This window comes from Dyella sp. 2RAB6, from assembly GCF_052115385.1.
Lineage (GTDB): Bacteria > Pseudomonadota > Gammaproteobacteria > Xanthomonadales > Rhodanobacteraceae > Dyella_D.
In genome coordinates, this window is sequence record NZ_JBFRGP010000003.1 from 376,954 (window position 1) to 391,015 (window position 14,062).

13 protein-coding genes are annotated in these 14,062 nt (G+C 67.7%); 6 read left to right on the top strand and 7 right to left on the bottom strand.

The annotated features are described in order from the left end of the window. Positions 1-6 precede the first annotated feature (6 nt). Positions 7-2,478, bottom strand: coding sequence for an LPS-assembly protein LptD (locus tag AB4083_RS07575; RefSeq protein WP_441607159.1), 2,472 nt, complete (start codon positions 2,476-2,478; stop codon positions 7-9). A 95-nt stretch (positions 2,479-2,573) separates the two neighbouring features. Here AB4083_RS07575 and msrB point away from each other — a divergent pair, with 95 nt between their 5' ends. Continuing rightward, positions 2,574-2,978 carry a peptide-methionine (R)-S-oxide reductase MsrB gene (msrB, locus tag AB4083_RS07580; protein ID WP_441607160.1) on the top strand — a complete coding sequence of 135 codons (405 nt, stop codon included), beginning with the start codon at positions 2,574-2,576 and terminating at the stop codon, positions 2,976-2,978. 36 nt (positions 2,979-3,014) lie between these two features. Here the strand turns inward: msrB and AB4083_RS07585 are convergent, their stop codons facing one another. From AB4083_RS07585 to AB4083_RS07595, 3 genes are read right to left on the bottom strand one after another with little or no spacing between them, the layout of a single operon-like run. Further along, a complete protein-coding gene (locus AB4083_RS07585; RefSeq protein ID WP_441607161.1) occupies positions 3,015-3,935 on the bottom strand; it encodes a histone deacetylase family protein in 921 nt (306 codons plus the stop codon). A gap of 8 nt (positions 3,936-3,943) precedes the next feature. Beyond that, positions 3,944-4,513, bottom strand: a complete 570-nt coding sequence (locus tag AB4083_RS07590; RefSeq protein WP_441607162.1) for a cob(I)yrinic acid a,c-diamide adenosyltransferase — start codon at positions 4,511-4,513, stop codon at positions 3,944-3,946. 7 nt (positions 4,514-4,520) lie between these two features. Continuing rightward, positions 4,521-5,126, bottom strand: a complete 606-nt coding sequence (locus tag AB4083_RS07595; protein ID WP_441607163.1) for a hypothetical protein — start codon at positions 5,124-5,126, stop codon at positions 4,521-4,523. A gap of 274 nt (positions 5,127-5,400) precedes the next feature. Between AB4083_RS07595 and ubiH the strand changes: the two genes are divergently transcribed. From ubiH to AB4083_RS07610, 3 genes are read left to right on the top strand one after another with little or no spacing between them, the layout of a single operon-like run. Next, on the top strand, positions 5,401-6,645 hold the full coding sequence (gene ubiH / locus AB4083_RS07600; protein ID WP_441607164.1) for a 2-octaprenyl-6-methoxyphenyl hydroxylase: 1,245 nt from the start codon (positions 5,401-5,403) through the stop codon (positions 6,643-6,645). Next, positions 6,642-7,853 carry a UbiH/UbiF/VisC/COQ6 family ubiquinone biosynthesis hydroxylase gene (locus AB4083_RS07605; protein WP_441607165.1) on the top strand — a complete coding sequence of 404 codons (1,212 nt, stop codon included), beginning with the start codon at positions 6,642-6,644 and terminating at the stop codon, positions 7,851-7,853. Before ubiH ends, AB4083_RS07605 begins: the two co-directional genes overlap by 4 nt. A gap of 47 nt (positions 7,854-7,900) precedes the next feature. Further along, complete coding sequence (locus AB4083_RS07610) at positions 7,901-8,689, top strand: dienelactone hydrolase family protein (RefSeq protein ID WP_441607166.1); 789 nt, start codon at positions 7,901-7,903, stop codon at positions 8,687-8,689. A 128-nt stretch (positions 8,690-8,817) separates the two neighbouring features. Here the strand turns inward: AB4083_RS07610 and AB4083_RS07615 are convergent, their stop codons facing one another. Continuing rightward, complete coding sequence (locus AB4083_RS07615) at positions 8,818-9,819, bottom strand: polyprenyl synthetase family protein (protein WP_441607167.1); 1,002 nt, start codon at positions 9,817-9,819, stop codon at positions 8,818-8,820. Positions 9,820-10,003: 184 nt separating this feature from the next. Between AB4083_RS07615 and AB4083_RS07620 the strand changes: the two genes are divergently transcribed. Together AB4083_RS07620 and ssb are read left to right on the top strand one after the other, a co-directional pair. After that, on the top strand, positions 10,004-10,993 hold the full coding sequence (locus AB4083_RS07620; RefSeq protein ID WP_441607168.1) for a DedA family protein/thiosulfate sulfurtransferase GlpE: 990 nt from the start codon (positions 10,004-10,006) through the stop codon (positions 10,991-10,993). A gap of 125 nt (positions 10,994-11,118) precedes the next feature. After that, positions 11,119-11,739: a single-stranded DNA-binding protein gene (gene ssb, locus AB4083_RS07625; protein WP_441607169.1), complete on the top strand. Its 621-nt coding sequence runs from the start codon at positions 11,119-11,121 to the stop codon at positions 11,737-11,739. A gap of 156 nt (positions 11,740-11,895) precedes the next feature. On the opposite strand, the gene AB4083_RS07630 is transcribed toward ssb, so the two are convergent. Both AB4083_RS07630 and AB4083_RS07635 read right to left on the bottom strand, forming a co-directional pair. Then, a complete protein-coding gene (locus tag AB4083_RS07630; RefSeq protein ID WP_441607170.1) occupies positions 11,896-12,579 on the bottom strand; it encodes a TetR/AcrR family transcriptional regulator in 684 nt (227 codons plus the stop codon). Positions 12,580-12,592: 13 nt separating this feature from the next. After that, the gene (locus AB4083_RS07635; protein ID WP_441607171.1) at positions 12,593-14,056 is read right to left on the bottom strand and encodes an efflux transporter outer membrane subunit; all 1,464 of its coding nucleotides are present in this window, start codon (positions 14,054-14,056) and stop codon (positions 12,593-12,595) included. Between the last annotated feature and the right edge of the window lie 6 nt (positions 14,057-14,062).

Genomic DNA, 14,062 nt, shown 5'->3' on the forward strand with positions numbered 1-14,062 from the left:
GGGAAGTTATTGATAGCCAAGGATACCACGGCGCAGCACCCCTTCCGTCTGGCCGTTGAAGGCGCCCAGACCCTTGAACTGCAGCTCGAACATGATGGCGTTGTTGGCGCGGGCGTTGGTGGTGGCGAAGTTGTAGGTGTTGACGTAGTGGCGGCCCACCACGCGCACCGCGACGCAGCAACTGTCGTATTCGACGCCGGCCAGCGCTTCCACCGTCCGCTTTTCCATCACCGAATAAGTCCAGCGGCCAACCAGGCGCCAGCGTTCGGAGACGGGGTAGACCGCGGAGGCGTCGTATTGTTCCAGCAGGCCGCGGCGGTAGCGGTAGGAGAAGTTGATGATGCCGTCGGTGCCGATCCGGCGCTGCACGCTGAACGCTGCCAGGTCGGTGCTGCGGCCGACGAAATAGGCCTTGCCGGTGATGTCGGTGCCGCCCTGCTGGCGCTGGTGCGGGTTCCACTGGTACTGGGTGCTGACGCGCCAGTTGTCGTCCAGCTGCATGTTCAGCTGGGCCACGTAGTTGGAGCCGGACCAGTCGGTCGGCGGGGCCGAGGTGTTGTAGTTGTTGGGCAGCTGCACGCGCTGCTGGTTCAAGTAGCGGATCTGGCCGATGCTGGCCGACAGGCGCTCCACGCCGTTGTCGTCCAGCAGGCGCGTGGTCAGCGCCGCCGTCACGTTGTTCGCGTTCATCTGGCGATCCGCGCCGGAATACTGGTTCGGCGAGAACAGCTGCCAGTAGTCGAACGACATCAGGTTGGTGTCGAACAGCGGCAGGTTGTTCTGGTTGCGGTACGGCACGTACAGGTAGTACAGCCGCGGCTCCAGGGTCTGCGTATAGCCCTTGCCGAACAGCGTGGTGAGGCGGTCGAACACCAGGCCCGTGTCCAGGCTCGTGATCGGCACCGAGCGACTCGGCGAGCGGTTGTTGAAGGGCGAGGTCTGCCCCGCGGCCAGCGGCGCGTAGTAGCCGTAGCGGTCGTAGCCGCCGCTCAGCTCGTAGGCGGTGTAGCGATAGGCCACCTTCGGCCGCACGTACCACGCGGCGCCGCGGAAATCGGCCGCCAGGTACGGGTACAGGTCCAGCCGGTTGCCTTCGACCACGTCGTCCTTGCGGAACGCCACGGCCTCGGTGTTGGCGCCGAATTCCAGCCACTTCTGCAGCGGCAGGTTGACGTTGAAGGTGGCGCGCGGCCAGCGCTTGTACTGCACCGCGGTGTCCGGCAGCGTCGGGTCGACGTTCTGGTAGCTGTCCGCGCCGAAGGTGGCGGTCCACCAGTTGCCGCCGCCGACCACGTAGGCGCTGGAACTCAAGGTGCCGATCGCCGAGGTGTACAGGTCGTTGCCGAAGTCGCGCAGGTAGTTGCGGTCCGAGGCGCGGTTGATGCTGGTGACGAAGGTCCACGGGCCGACCAGGTGCGACTGGTCGTTGAACTTCACCAGGTAGCGGTCGTCGCCCTTGGTCTGCTCGACGCTGTCCGGATCGTTGGCGCCGCGGTCGTTGTGCAGGTATTCGATATTGAGCTGGCCGGTGGTGCCGGGGATCAGGTTCAGATAGCGGAACTCGCCGGCCATCATCAGGCCGCGCTCGGTGTACAGGCGCGGCTCCACCGTGGCGTCGTAGTTCGGCGCCAGGTTGAAGTAATACGGTATGCCCAGCATCGTGCCGGAGCGGTTGGAATTGCTGAAGGTCGGATACAGGAAACCGCTCTTGCGCCGATCGTCGATCGGGAAGGTGAAGTAGGGCAGGTACATGAACGGCACGTTGGCGAAACGCATGGTGGCGCCGTGCGCGGTGCCCACGCCGGTTTCCTTGTCGATGCGCAGATCCTTCGAGCGCACTTCCCACAGGTGATGGCCCACGTCGCAGGTGGAATAGCTGACGCGCGAATAGTGGGTGCGCTGCGCGTCCAGCATCTGGCCCTGCTGCGCCGTGCCGTTGCCGCGCGAGGCGAGCATCTGGTAGCGCACGGTGTCGGCGATGCCGGTGCTGGTGCCGGTATTGCCGCGGATATGCTCGGCGTTCAACAGCTGGCCGGCTTCCTGGTAGCGCACGTTGCCGCGCGCGTCGTAGTCGGTGCTGTCGCTGTTGTAGTCGGCGGTGTCCGACTGCAGCTTCTGGTCGGCGCGTTCGAGCAGCACCCGGCCCTGCAGGTGGTAGACGGTCTGGTCGGAGCTGTCGACCTGCTCGGCATAGACCTCGGTATTGGCCGTGTCGCGCAGGCTGGTGTCCTTGGGCAGCGCCGGGTCGTAGAACTCCAGCAGCGCGTTCGGGCGGCACATGGTGTAGTTCAGCGGGCGCGGCTTGCAGTGGAACGAACCCAGCGGGCAGGACGGCGTGTCGGGGGTCTGGTTCTCGCCGCCCTGGGTCCCGTCGGAGGTCGACTGGGCTTCGGCCTGGCCGCCCATCAGGGCAAGGGCCGCGGCGACGGCCAGCAGGCGGCGCGGGGGCAGGTGGCGCGAGGTCGGCTTGAGCGTCACGATGGCGGTCTGCTGGTTTCGGAAAGGTCGTTAAGCTAGCAGAAAGACCCCATATACGGCAGGCAATCCCCCATCCCCAAGCCTGAGGATTCAGCATGAGCGAGACCAAGCTGACCAAGACCGATGCCGAGTGGCGCGCCGAGCTCACCCCCGAGCAGTACGCCGTCTGCCGCTGTTCCGCCACCGAGCGTCCGTTCAGCGGCAAGTGGTACCACCACGCCGAAGCCGGCGCCTACGTCTGCGCGGCCTGCCACAACCGCCTGTTCGGCTCCGACGCCAAGTACGACTCCGGCTCCGGCTGGCCGAGCTACTTCCAGCCGATCGAGCCCGGCACGGTGATCGAGCACGCCGACGACAGCCACGGCATGAGCCGCATCGAGGTGCGCTGCGCCCACTGCGATTCGCACCTGGGCCACGTCTTCCCCGACGGCCCCCAGCCGACCGGCCTGCGCTACTGCATCAATTCGGCGGCGCTGGATTTCGAACCGGCTGGCTCGTAAAGACGCGGGTTCGCAAAAAAGCGGATTCGTAAGAACTCAGGCCATCAGCTCGGCGACATGCGCGCCGACGCTGGCCGCCAGGGCCTGCAGGTCGTAGCCGCCCTCCAGGGTCGACACCAGGCGGTCCGCGGCGTGCGCGTGGGCCAGGTCGACCAGGCGGCCGGTGATCCAGGTGTAGTCCTCGGTGCCCAGCTCCAGCTGGGCCAGCGGGTCGGCGCGGTGGGCGTCGAAGCCGGCCGAGACCAGCACCAGCTGCGGCTTGAACGCATACAGCTTCGGCAGCAGCGCGCCTTCCCACAGCTCGCGGAAGGCGTAGGAACCCTCGCCCGCCGCCAGCGGCGCATTGACGATATTGCCGACGCCGCGCTCGTCCTCGCGGCCGGTCTCCGGATACAGCGGCGACTGGTGGCTGGAGACGAACAGCACGCGGCCGTCGCGCTCGAAGATGTCCTGCGTGCCATTGCCGTGATGCACATCGAAATCGGCGATGGCGACGCGCTTGAGGCCGTGCTCGGCGATCGCGTGCGCGGCGGCGACGGCGACGTTGTTGAACAGGCAGAAGCCCATCGCGCGATCCGGCGTGGCGTGGTGTCCCGGCGGACGCACGGCGCAGAAGGCGCGTCCGCCGCCGGCCATCACCATGTCCACCGCGGCCACCGCGGCGCCGGCGGCACGCAGGGCGGCTTCGGCGGAGGCGGGCGACATCACGGTGTCCTCGTCCAAGCGCACCGTGCTGCCTTCGGCGGGGGCGATGGCGAGGATGCGCTCGACGTGTTCGGCGCTGTGCACGCGCAGCAGCTGTTCGCGCGTGGCGCGCGGTGCCTCGATGCGGTCCAGCGCGGCGTAGCGGTCGTGGTCCAGCGCGCGCAGCACGGCGCGCAGGCGCGAAGGGGATTCGGGATGGCCTTCGCCGGGATCGTGCTGCAGGCAGGCCGGATGGGTATAGAGCCGCAGCATGCGGCGGCTCAGCTGGCGCTGGGCTTGCGGCGGCGCTCGTGCTGCCACAGCACTTCGCCGTGGCCGCCGGCGCGCGCCAGCACGCGACAGATCACGAACAGCAGGTCGGACAGGCGGTTGAGATAGCGTTGCGCCTGCGGCCGCACGTCCTCGACGCGGGCCAGCGCGATCACCTCGCGCTCGGCGCGGCGGCACACCGTACGCGCCAGGTGGCAGCACGAAGCCGCCATGCCGCCGCCGGGCAGGATGAAATCCTTCAGCGCGGGCAATGGCTCGTTGAAGCCGTCCAGCACCTGCTCCAGGCGGTCGATGTCACGGTCGTCGATCATCGCCATGCCGGGAATGCACAGCTCGCCGCCGAGATCGAACAGGTCGTGCTGCACCTGGGTCAGCGCTTCGCGCACGTCGTCGCTCACGCCATCGCTGGCCAGCACCATGCCGATGCTGCTGTTGAGTTCGTCCACGGTGCCGTAGGCGGCGACCCGCAGCGAATCCTTCGGCACGCGCGAACCGTCGCCGAGGCCGGTGCTGCCGTCGTCGCCGGTGCGCGTATAGATCTTGGAAAGACGGTTGCCCACGCGGCGCTCAGCGCGTCAGCTTGGAATGGTCCGCCTGGCCCAGCGTGCGCGCCAGCTGGGTGGCCAGCGCGTGCACCACCAGGCCCAGGCCCACCCACAGCGCCGTGGTCTGAAGGAAGAACAGGTACCAGTCGCCCAGGTTGGCGAACCAGGCCGCGAAGCTGCGCGGCTGCGGCACGGTGGCGCTCAGCCAGTAGTAGCTGCCGTTGGACACCACGTAGCACGCCGCCCAGCTCAGCAGCAGGGCGCCCGCCGCCAGGCCCAGGCCGCGCAGGTTCAGGCCCGGCTTGCGCGCGGCCAGCCAGCTGCCGCCCATCCACAGCGCGAAATACGACGGCACCAGGAACCAGTAGCCGGCCGAGACGCAGTAGTGCTGCCAGAAATCGATGCCCTGGCCGGTGATCACGAAGTAATCCGCCAGCACCGCCCCGGCCATCAGCAGCGGGAAGGCCCAGCGCGCCGAGCCGCGCAGCCAGAAGCCGGCCAGGAAGAACACGCCCCAGGAGGCGTCCCACACGTCGTGGTGCAGGATCGAGATATGCACGCGCGTGGCGGCCATGACCAGGGCGAGGGCCGCGAAGATGCCGAGGCGCTGGGATTGCGTGGTAGCCATGAGCTGCTCCAGAAGAAGTGTCGCTAGAAAATGCAGACGCGAAGTCTATCGCAAGTGGGTGCGGGCCTGAATTGGCCCGGATCGAGTGGCTAAGAGCCCCTCTCCCGTCGGGAGAGGGGTTGGGGTGAGGGTACGGGCGGAGTGGTGTGTTGCGCTCCGCCCGTACCCTCATCCGGCTGCCGCCACCTTCTCCCGCAGGGAGAAGGATTCAAGTGCGGAGACTGAAAGGCGCCGCAGCCGGGCCAGGCGGGCCGAGCGCGTATCATGCGGGCCCATGTCTTCCCCATCCCTGCCCGCGATGACCTCGTCTTCTTCCGCCCGTCCCCCCGTGCTGATCATCGGCGGCGGCCTGGTCGGCGCCAGCCTGGCCATCGCGCTGGACACGGCCGGCGTGGATGCCGTCATGGTCGAGGCTGCCGCGCCGCGCGCCGACGCCCAGCCCAGCTACGACGAACGCAACCTCGCGCTGTCCCGCGCCACGGTCAACGGCCTGGCGGCGATCGGCGTGTGGCGGCATGCCGCGGCGCAGGCGACGCCGATCCGGCATATCCATATCAGCCGCAGTGGGGATTTCGGCAGCGTGCGCCTCGACGCCGAGCGCGAGCGTGTGGACGCGCTGGGCTGGACCTTGCCGGCACGCGAACTCGGCAACGCACTGCTGCGCCGCCTCGACGAATGCCAGCACCTGCGCCGCCTCGCCCCGGCCCGGCTGGAATCGCTGGAACCGCTCGCCGACGGCTGGCGCGCGCAGGTGAGCGGCGCCGAGGGCGTGCAGCAGATCGACGCGGCGCTGCTGGTCGGCGCCGACGGCACTGCCTCGTCGGTGCGCGAGCGGCTCGGCATCGACGCCGAAACCTACGACTACCAGCAGACCTTGTTCGTCTGCACCGTGACCCCCGAGCGCCCGCACGCGAACCGCGCCTACGAACGCTTCGCCGACCACGGCCCCGTCGCCCTGCTGCCGCTGGCCGAGCGCCGCTGCGGCCTGGTCCTCACCGTGCCCACGGAAGACGCCGCGGCGGTGCTGGCGCTGGACGACGATGGTTTTCTCGCCTTCGCCCAGCAGCGCTTCGGCTGGCGCCTCGGCCGCCTGGCGCGGCCCGGCAAGCGCCATCCGTATGCGATCAAGCGCGTGGCGGCGGGGCGGCTGACCGGCCCGCGCGCCGTGCTGGTCGGCAATGCCGCGCAGACCGTGCATCCGATCGGCGCGCAAGGTTTCAACCTGGGTCTGCGCGATGCGCTGACCCTGGCCGAACTGATCGCCGCCGCCGCCGATCCCGGCGCGCCGGCGCTGCTGGAGCAATACGCCGCGCGCCGTCAGCCGGACCGCGAGGGCACCATGAACATGAGCCACGGCCTGGTGCAGCTGGCGTGCCTGCAACAACCCCTGCTCGGTCCGCTGCGCTCGCTGGCGCTGCTGGCCTGCGACCGCGTGCCGCCGCTGCGCGGGTTGCTGGCGCGCAAGGGCATGGGCTTTCGCGCCGAACCGCCGCGCGCCGTGCTGGAGCGTTTGCCATGAACCAGGTTGTCGCACGTGGCGAAGCGCGTCGGCGCGGGCCGTCGCTGGACGTCGCCGTGGTCGGCGGCGGCATGGTCGGTGCTGCTGCCGCGCTTGCCTTGGCCCGCGCCGGTTTCGCTACCGCCTTGATCGAGGCGCGCGAACCCGCGCCATGGTCGCCCGAACAGGAAGTCGATCTGCGCGTGGTCGGCCTGGCGCCTTCCTCCATCGCGCTGCTCGATGAACTCGGCGTGTGGGCGTCGATCCGCGCATCGCGTTCCAGCCCGTACGCGCATATGCACGTATGGGATGCCGAAAGCGGCGCCGCCATCCATTTCGACGCGGCCAACGAAGGCCGCGACCTGCTCGGCCATATCGTCGAGAACAACCTGGTGCAGTGGCGCCTGTGGCTGGCGCTGGATGCGGCCGGCGTGCAGCGGCTGTGCCCGGCGGAAGTGCAAGGCTTCGAAGCGCAGGACGACCGTATCCAACTGGACATGGCCGATGGCCAGTCCATCGCCGCGCGCCTGCTGGTCGCCGCCGATGGTGCCGGCTCGCCGCTGCGCAAGCTCGCCGGCATCGACACGCGCGGCCGCGATTACGCGCAGCGCGCGGTGGTGGCGCATGTGCAGACCGAACGTCCGCATCAGGGCACGGCGTGGCAGCGTTTTCTTCCCGACGGTCCGCTTGCCCTGCTGCCGCTGGCGGACGGGCGAAGCTCCATCGTGTGGTCGCTGCCCGAGGACGAAGCGAAGCGCGTGCTTGCGCTGGACGACGAGGCCTTCCTCGCCGAACTCGGTGTGGCCAGCGATTTCCGTCTCGGCCGTATCGTCGGCAGCACCAAGCGCGCAGCCTTCCCGCTGAAAATGCAACTCGCCGAGACCTACCAGGCCGAACGCTTCGTCCTGCTCGGCGATGCCGCGCACGCGGTGCATCCGCTGGCGGGGCAGGGCGTGAACCTGGGCCTGCGCGATGTGGTCGAGCTGCGCGACACCCTGGTCGCCGCACGCGAGGCGAATCGCGATATCGCCGCCGCCCACGTGCTGCGCCGCTACGCACGCCGCCGGCGCAGCGCCGACACGCTGGACGCCTGGGGCTTCGACGCACTGGCCCGCATCTACGGCTGGCGCGCGGCGCCGCTGGTGGCCGCGCGTGGCCTGGGCGTGCGCCTGGTGGATCGCCTGTCGCCGCTGAAGCGCCGCCTGGCGGAGCACGCCGCCGGGCGCTGAGCCGCCGTCACCGCAAGCTTTCTTCGCACACCGTCAAGGAGTGGATCATGCGTATCGCACGACTCGGTTGTCTGCTGTTGCTGTCCGGCCTTGCCTTCGCCGCGCAGGCGAAGATGGTGCACAAGCCGGTGGAGTGGACGCTGGACGGCACCAGGTTCCACAGCGTGCTCGTCTACGACGACGCGGTGACCGCCAGGCGCCCCGCGCTGCTGATGGTGCCGAACTGGTACGGCGTGAACGAGCTGGCGCTGACCAAGGCCGAAGGCATTGCCGGCAAGGATTACGTCATCCTCGTCACCGACATGTACGGCGCCACCACGCGCCCCACCAGCGACGCGCAGGCGCAGGCGGCGGTGAAGCCGCTGTATGGCGATCGTTCGCTGATGCGCAAGCGCGTGTCCTACGCGCTGGATCAATTGAAGGCGCAAGCGAAGGACGCGCCGATCGATCTTTCGAAGCTGGCCGCGATCGGCTTCTGCTTCGGCGGCTCCGCGGTGCTGGATCTCGCGCGTGCCGGCGCGGACGTGGCGGCGGTGGTGTCGTTCCACGGCGGCCTGGCGACCGACAACCCGGAGCTGGCCAAGCAGATCAAGGCGCGCGTATTGGTGTTCAACGGCGCCGACGACAAAGGCACCATGCCCGATGCCGACAAGTTCATGGACGAGATGCGCGGCAGCAAGGCCGACTGGCAGTTCGTGGTGCTGGGCAATGCGGTGCATTGCTTCACCGAGACGGACCAGCATCGGGAAGGCTGCGCGTATGACGAGCGGGCGGCCAAGCGCAGCTACCGGATGATGGGCGATTGGTTGCACGGGGCGTTTACCAACACCCCATAGACCCTGGCGCTAGACGTAGGTTGGGGTGAGCCACAGGCGAACCCCAACAATGCGCAACGTTTGAAGGTAATCGTGTTGGGGTTCGCCTGCGGCTCACCCCAACCTACGCCAGCGGTGTGATACGCGGATCAGTAGCTGCGCTGCACCGAGTAATCCGCCAGCGCTGCCAGCGCATCGCGATACGTCGACGGCGGCAGCGTCTCCAGTGCGGCACGTGCCGCATGCGCATGAAACACCGCCCGCTCATGCGTACGGTCCAGTGCGCCGGAATCGCGGATGGAGGCGATGATCCGCTCCAGCGAATCCAGCCCGCCGTGTTCGATGGCATGGCGCAGCGACTGCACCTGTTCCGGATCGGCCTTCTGCATCGCATAGATCAGCGGCAAGGTCGGCTTGCCCTCGGCCAGGTCGTCGCCGATGTTCTTGCCCAGCGTGTCGGCGTCGCTGACGTAGTCGAGCAGGTCGTCCGCGATCTGGAACGCGTAGCCCAGCTCCATGCCATAGCGGCGCAGCGCGGCGATCTGCTCTTCCGGCAGGCCACCGAGCACGCCGCCCAGCTCGGTGGCGGCGGCGAACAGCACCGCGGTCTTGCGTTCGATCACCGCCAGGTAGGCCGCTTCGTCCACGTCGGCATTGCCGATGTTGAGCAGCTGCAGCACCTCGCCCTCGGCGATGGTGTTGGTGGTGTCGGCCAGGATGCGCATCACGCGCATGTCGTCCAGCTCCACCATCAGCTGGAACGAGCGCGAATACAGGAAGTCGCCGACCAGCACGCTCGCCGCATTGCCCCACACCGCGTTGGCGGTCTTGCGGCCGCGGCGCAGGTCGGACTCGTCGACCACGTCGTCGTGCAGCAGGGTGGAGGTGTGGATGAATTCGATCACCGCGGCCAGCTTGATGTGCTGCTCGCCGCCATAGCCGGCGGCGCCGGCGGCCAGCACGTGCAGCATCGGGCGCAGGCGCTTGCCGCCGCCGGCGATGATGTGGTCCGCGATCTGGTTGATCAGCACCACGTCGGAGGACAGCCGGTGGCGAATCAGGCTGTCCACCCGCTTCATGTCGTCGTCGGCCAGCGCGCGCACGTCGGCGAAATCGGTCGGGCGGATGGCAGTGGCGGGCATCGTGGTCATGGTGGGGTCGCGGTTTCGTAGCGAGCGATTATAGGGGGAGGCCGCGCGATTTCGCCGCCGGGCGGCAAGTGGCGGCTGGCGATACACCCTGTTTCCCATCCGGAACGTTTGCAAAGCGCCCGCCGCACCCCAATCATCAGCGCATTCCAACCGGCCGCAGGCCGGGTCTCCAGGGGTGCCGACGATGGCCCATGAAATCATTGCCCTGCTGGCCGAATACGGCCTGGTGCTGGTGTTCTTCAACGTGCTGGTCGAACAGGCCGGCGCGCCGGTGCCGGCGGTGCCGACCCTGGTGGTCGCCGGCGCCCTGGCCGCCAATGGGCAGCTGCCGCTGGTCGGGGTGGTGGGCCTGGCCCTGCTGGCCTGCCTGCTGAGCGACCTGGCCTGGTACTGGGCCGGCCGGCGCTATGGCTCGGGGGTGATGCGCACCCTGTGCCGCATCTCGCTGTCCCCGGATTCCTGCGTGAAACAGTCCGAACTGCGCTTCCAGCGCTGGCGCGGGCAGGTGCTGCTGGTGGCGAAGTTCATCCCCGGCCTGTCCACCGTCGCCCCGCCGCTGGTCGGCGCGCTGGGCCTGCGGCCGGGCATATTCCTGCTGATGGACGGCCTGGGTTCGCTGCTGTGGCTGGGCCTGGCCGTGGGCCTGGGCTACGTGCTTGCGCCGCAGATCGACCAGGTGCTGGTGGCGCTGGGCAACGCCGGCACCATCGCCCTGGAAGTGGTCGGCAGCCTGCTGGCGCTATACATCCTGATGAAGTGGTGGCAGCGCCACCGCCTGATCGCCACCCTGCGCATGGCGCGCATCACGGTGGACGAACTCAAGCGCGCCATCGACGAGGGCCTGGGCCCGGTGCTGCTGGACGTGCGCTCGCCGGCTTCCCGCATGGTCGACACCCGGGTGATCCCCGGCGCCCTGCTGGCCGACGTGGCCGGCATCGACCGCGCCGTGCACGACGTGCCACTGGACGCCGAGCTGGTGATCTATTGCAGCTGCCCCAACGAAGCCTCCGCCGCCGTCGCCGCCAAGAACCTGATGCAACAGGGATATCGCCGCGTACGCCCGCTGCTGGGCGGCCTCGACGCCTGGGAAGCGGCCGGTTTCGCCATCCTGCGCCTGCCCGCGGAAGGCGCCGACGCCGAGGACGCGCATCTGCCTACGCAGCACGCGGCCTGAGCCTTACGCGAGGCGAGGGCGGCGCGTCCTGACTCTTGAGACCGCGATCGGTATCATGACCGGCCATATCAACCCCGGCCGTACTCTTCCTTATTTACGGCCGGCCAACAGAGGACATCCATTCCATGGCCCGCGGCATCAATAAAGTCATCATCGTCGGCAACCTGGGCGCCGACCCCGAAACCCGCTACACCAGCAGCGGCACCGCGATCACCAACCTGCGCATCGCCACCTCCGAGCAGTGGACCGACAAGCAGAGCGGCGAGCGCCAGGAGCGCACCGAGTGGCACCGCGTGAAGCTGTTCGGCAAGCTGGCCGAGATCTCCGGCGAATACCTGAAGAAGGGCCGCCAGGTCTATATCGAAGGCTCGCTGCGCACCGACAAGTACACCGACAAGGACGGCGTCGAGCGCTACAGCACCGACATCATCGCCAACGAGATGCAGATGCTCGGTGGTGGCGGTGAAGGCGGTGGCGGCGCGGGTGGTGGCGGTGGCGGTGGCGGTGGTTACCAGCGTGCGCAGGGCGGCGGTGGTGGCGGCGGTCAGCGCCAGGGCGGCGGCGGTGGTTACGGCAACCGTGGCGGTGGCGGTGGCGGCGACGATTACGGCAATCGCGGCGGCAATGACTTCGGTGGTGGCGGTGGTGGCGGCAGCAACCGTGGCGGCAACGACCAAGGCTCGCGCCAGTCTTCTCCTCCGCCGGTCGAGAACAACAGCTTCGACGATGACGATATTCCGTTCTAGCCAATGGATGTTTAGCCGTACTGATTTAGATCTGGAAAGCCCTTGCTCCTGCAAGGGCTTTTTTTTCCCAGTTTTATGCCGGAAAGACGCTCTGAAAGACGTGCGACTTCACGAAGACGCGGATGGCTATGGCGTCTTATGCGTTGACTGAATCCATTAGCCAATGGATTGATCGGTGTCTTGCAGCTCAACGGCTGTGCTTGCCCAGTCAGGTCCGTGCTTGCTTGCGCGCGCTTCGATCGGGCCGCGCGGCCCGTCGATACTCAAAATTGCGCTGAGCAAGATGCTCGAGAATCCATCTGGCATGGTCATGTTGAAGTAGCGATCGCCGTCCATCAGCGCAATCAGGGCAAGTGCTTGATCGGCATGAAAGCTTGGTAGCTGCATGTCAGGGCAGGTGCAGAGCCTGTCGACGATGCATGCAATCAGATCGAGCTTTTCGAGATACAGGACATTCACGCATTGGCGGAATTCCATATCGCGAAGAGCGTGCAGGCGCGCCTCCGCCCAAAGGATGTAGTGGTCGCCATCGGGATAGTACTGCGCATGCAGCGAGGCGAGCTGCGTGTGCAGATGATCGCCGCTGCAGTGGGTCTTGAGCAGCTTGCGCAAGTTTTCTTGAGTATTTTGGTGATCGAGTTGAAGCAGTTCGACAAACAGGTCGTTCTTGCTGCGGAAATTCGAATAGAACGCGCCGCGGGTATAGCCAGCCTGCGCGGCGATCTCCTCCACGCTCGTCGAGGCCAGACCTTTCCTGGCAATGCTTATGGCCGCCGCATCGAGCAGGCGCTGACGCGTCTTCTCGCGGCTCTCCGTCCGAGTCAGGCGTTTGCGTGGCATGCGGCGACAGCGCTTACTTGATAGCGACCGCCTCGGCCCCGCGAGGCTGCCAACCGCCACCGAGCGCCCTGAAGGCAGCAACCGCCGCACGCGCCGATTCCGTTTTCGCCTGCGCTCGCTGATCAGAGGCACGCAGCAAGCTCTCGTCGGCCTGCAGGACCTCGATCAGGCTGACGACGCCTTTTTGATAGGCCGCAAACGAAGCCGCGCGCGCACGGCCGAGCGAGTCCACGCCCTGACTGAGTACCGTGGCCTGTTCCTCGCGTTTGACCAGCGCCGAAAAGGCGTTCTCGACGTCCTCGGTCGCTTGCAGCGCAGCCAACCGATACGCGGCCAGCATCTCGGCTTGCTGGCCCTTGGCCTGTTGGATCTGTGCATTGATGCGCCCGAAATCAAACAAGCGCCAGCGCAGGCCCGCCATCCCTGCCGCTTGGTTGGCGCCGCTGGTAAACAGGTTGCCGCCGGTCACCGCCGTCGCACTGCCGATCAGGCCACTCAACGAGAGCTTGGGGTAGTACTCGGCGATGGCGACACCGATACGCGCGTTCGACGCGGCCAGGTGGCGCTCGGCCACGATCAGGTCGGGCCGGCGCCTGAGCAACTCGCCCGGCGTTTCAGTGGTGGCGATCTGCGGGGCGGCCGGAATGTCGCTGGCTTCCATCAGCTCTGCCCGATGCGTACCAGGCTGCGTGCCCAGCATCACATCCAATGCATTCATGGCTGCATCCAGGCCCGTTTCGAGTACGGGGACGGAAGCGCGCACCTGGGCAAGCGCGCCCTCGGCCTGCCGCACTTGAAGTTCGGCCGCCAATCCTTTGCCGTACAGGAGGTTGATGGTCGAGAGCAGGTCCTGCTGTGTCTGTACCTGCTTGCGGGCTACCTCCAGGCGGGCCTGCAATCCACGGATGCTGATGTAGATGTCGGCGGTTTGCGCCGCCACGGCCAATCGCGTGGCTACCGCGCCGGCCTCCGAGGCCTGATAGTCGGCAAGCGCTGCCTCGCGTCCGCGACGCAAGCCGCCGAATACATCCAGCTCCCAGCTGGCACTGAAATCGGCCTCGTAGTTGTTGCCGTAGCGATCGAAGCCTGGCCTGGCATTCAAGACCTGGCCTAGAGGCGTTTCCACCGACTGGTAAGCCCTGGCGGTCTGCCCACTGATAGTGCCGAAGGGCAGCAACGCGGCATTCGCCGCGCCAAGTCCGGCGCGGGCCTGGGTGACGCGGGCGGAGGCCTGCGCGAGATCCAGGTTCTGCTCCAGCGCAAGCGTGATGTATCGGGTCAACCGCGGGTCGCCGAACCCCGTCCACCATGCAGCGAGATCGGCATCGGCCGACGCGGGCCGACGGGCTACGTCAGCCTGACCCTGGAACTGATCCGGCATGGGCAGCGCGGGCCGGACGTAATCGGGACCGACGGCGCAGCCGGCAAGGAGGCTGGCGGCAATCAGCGCGGCAAGGACGACGTGTTTGGACGGCATGGGATT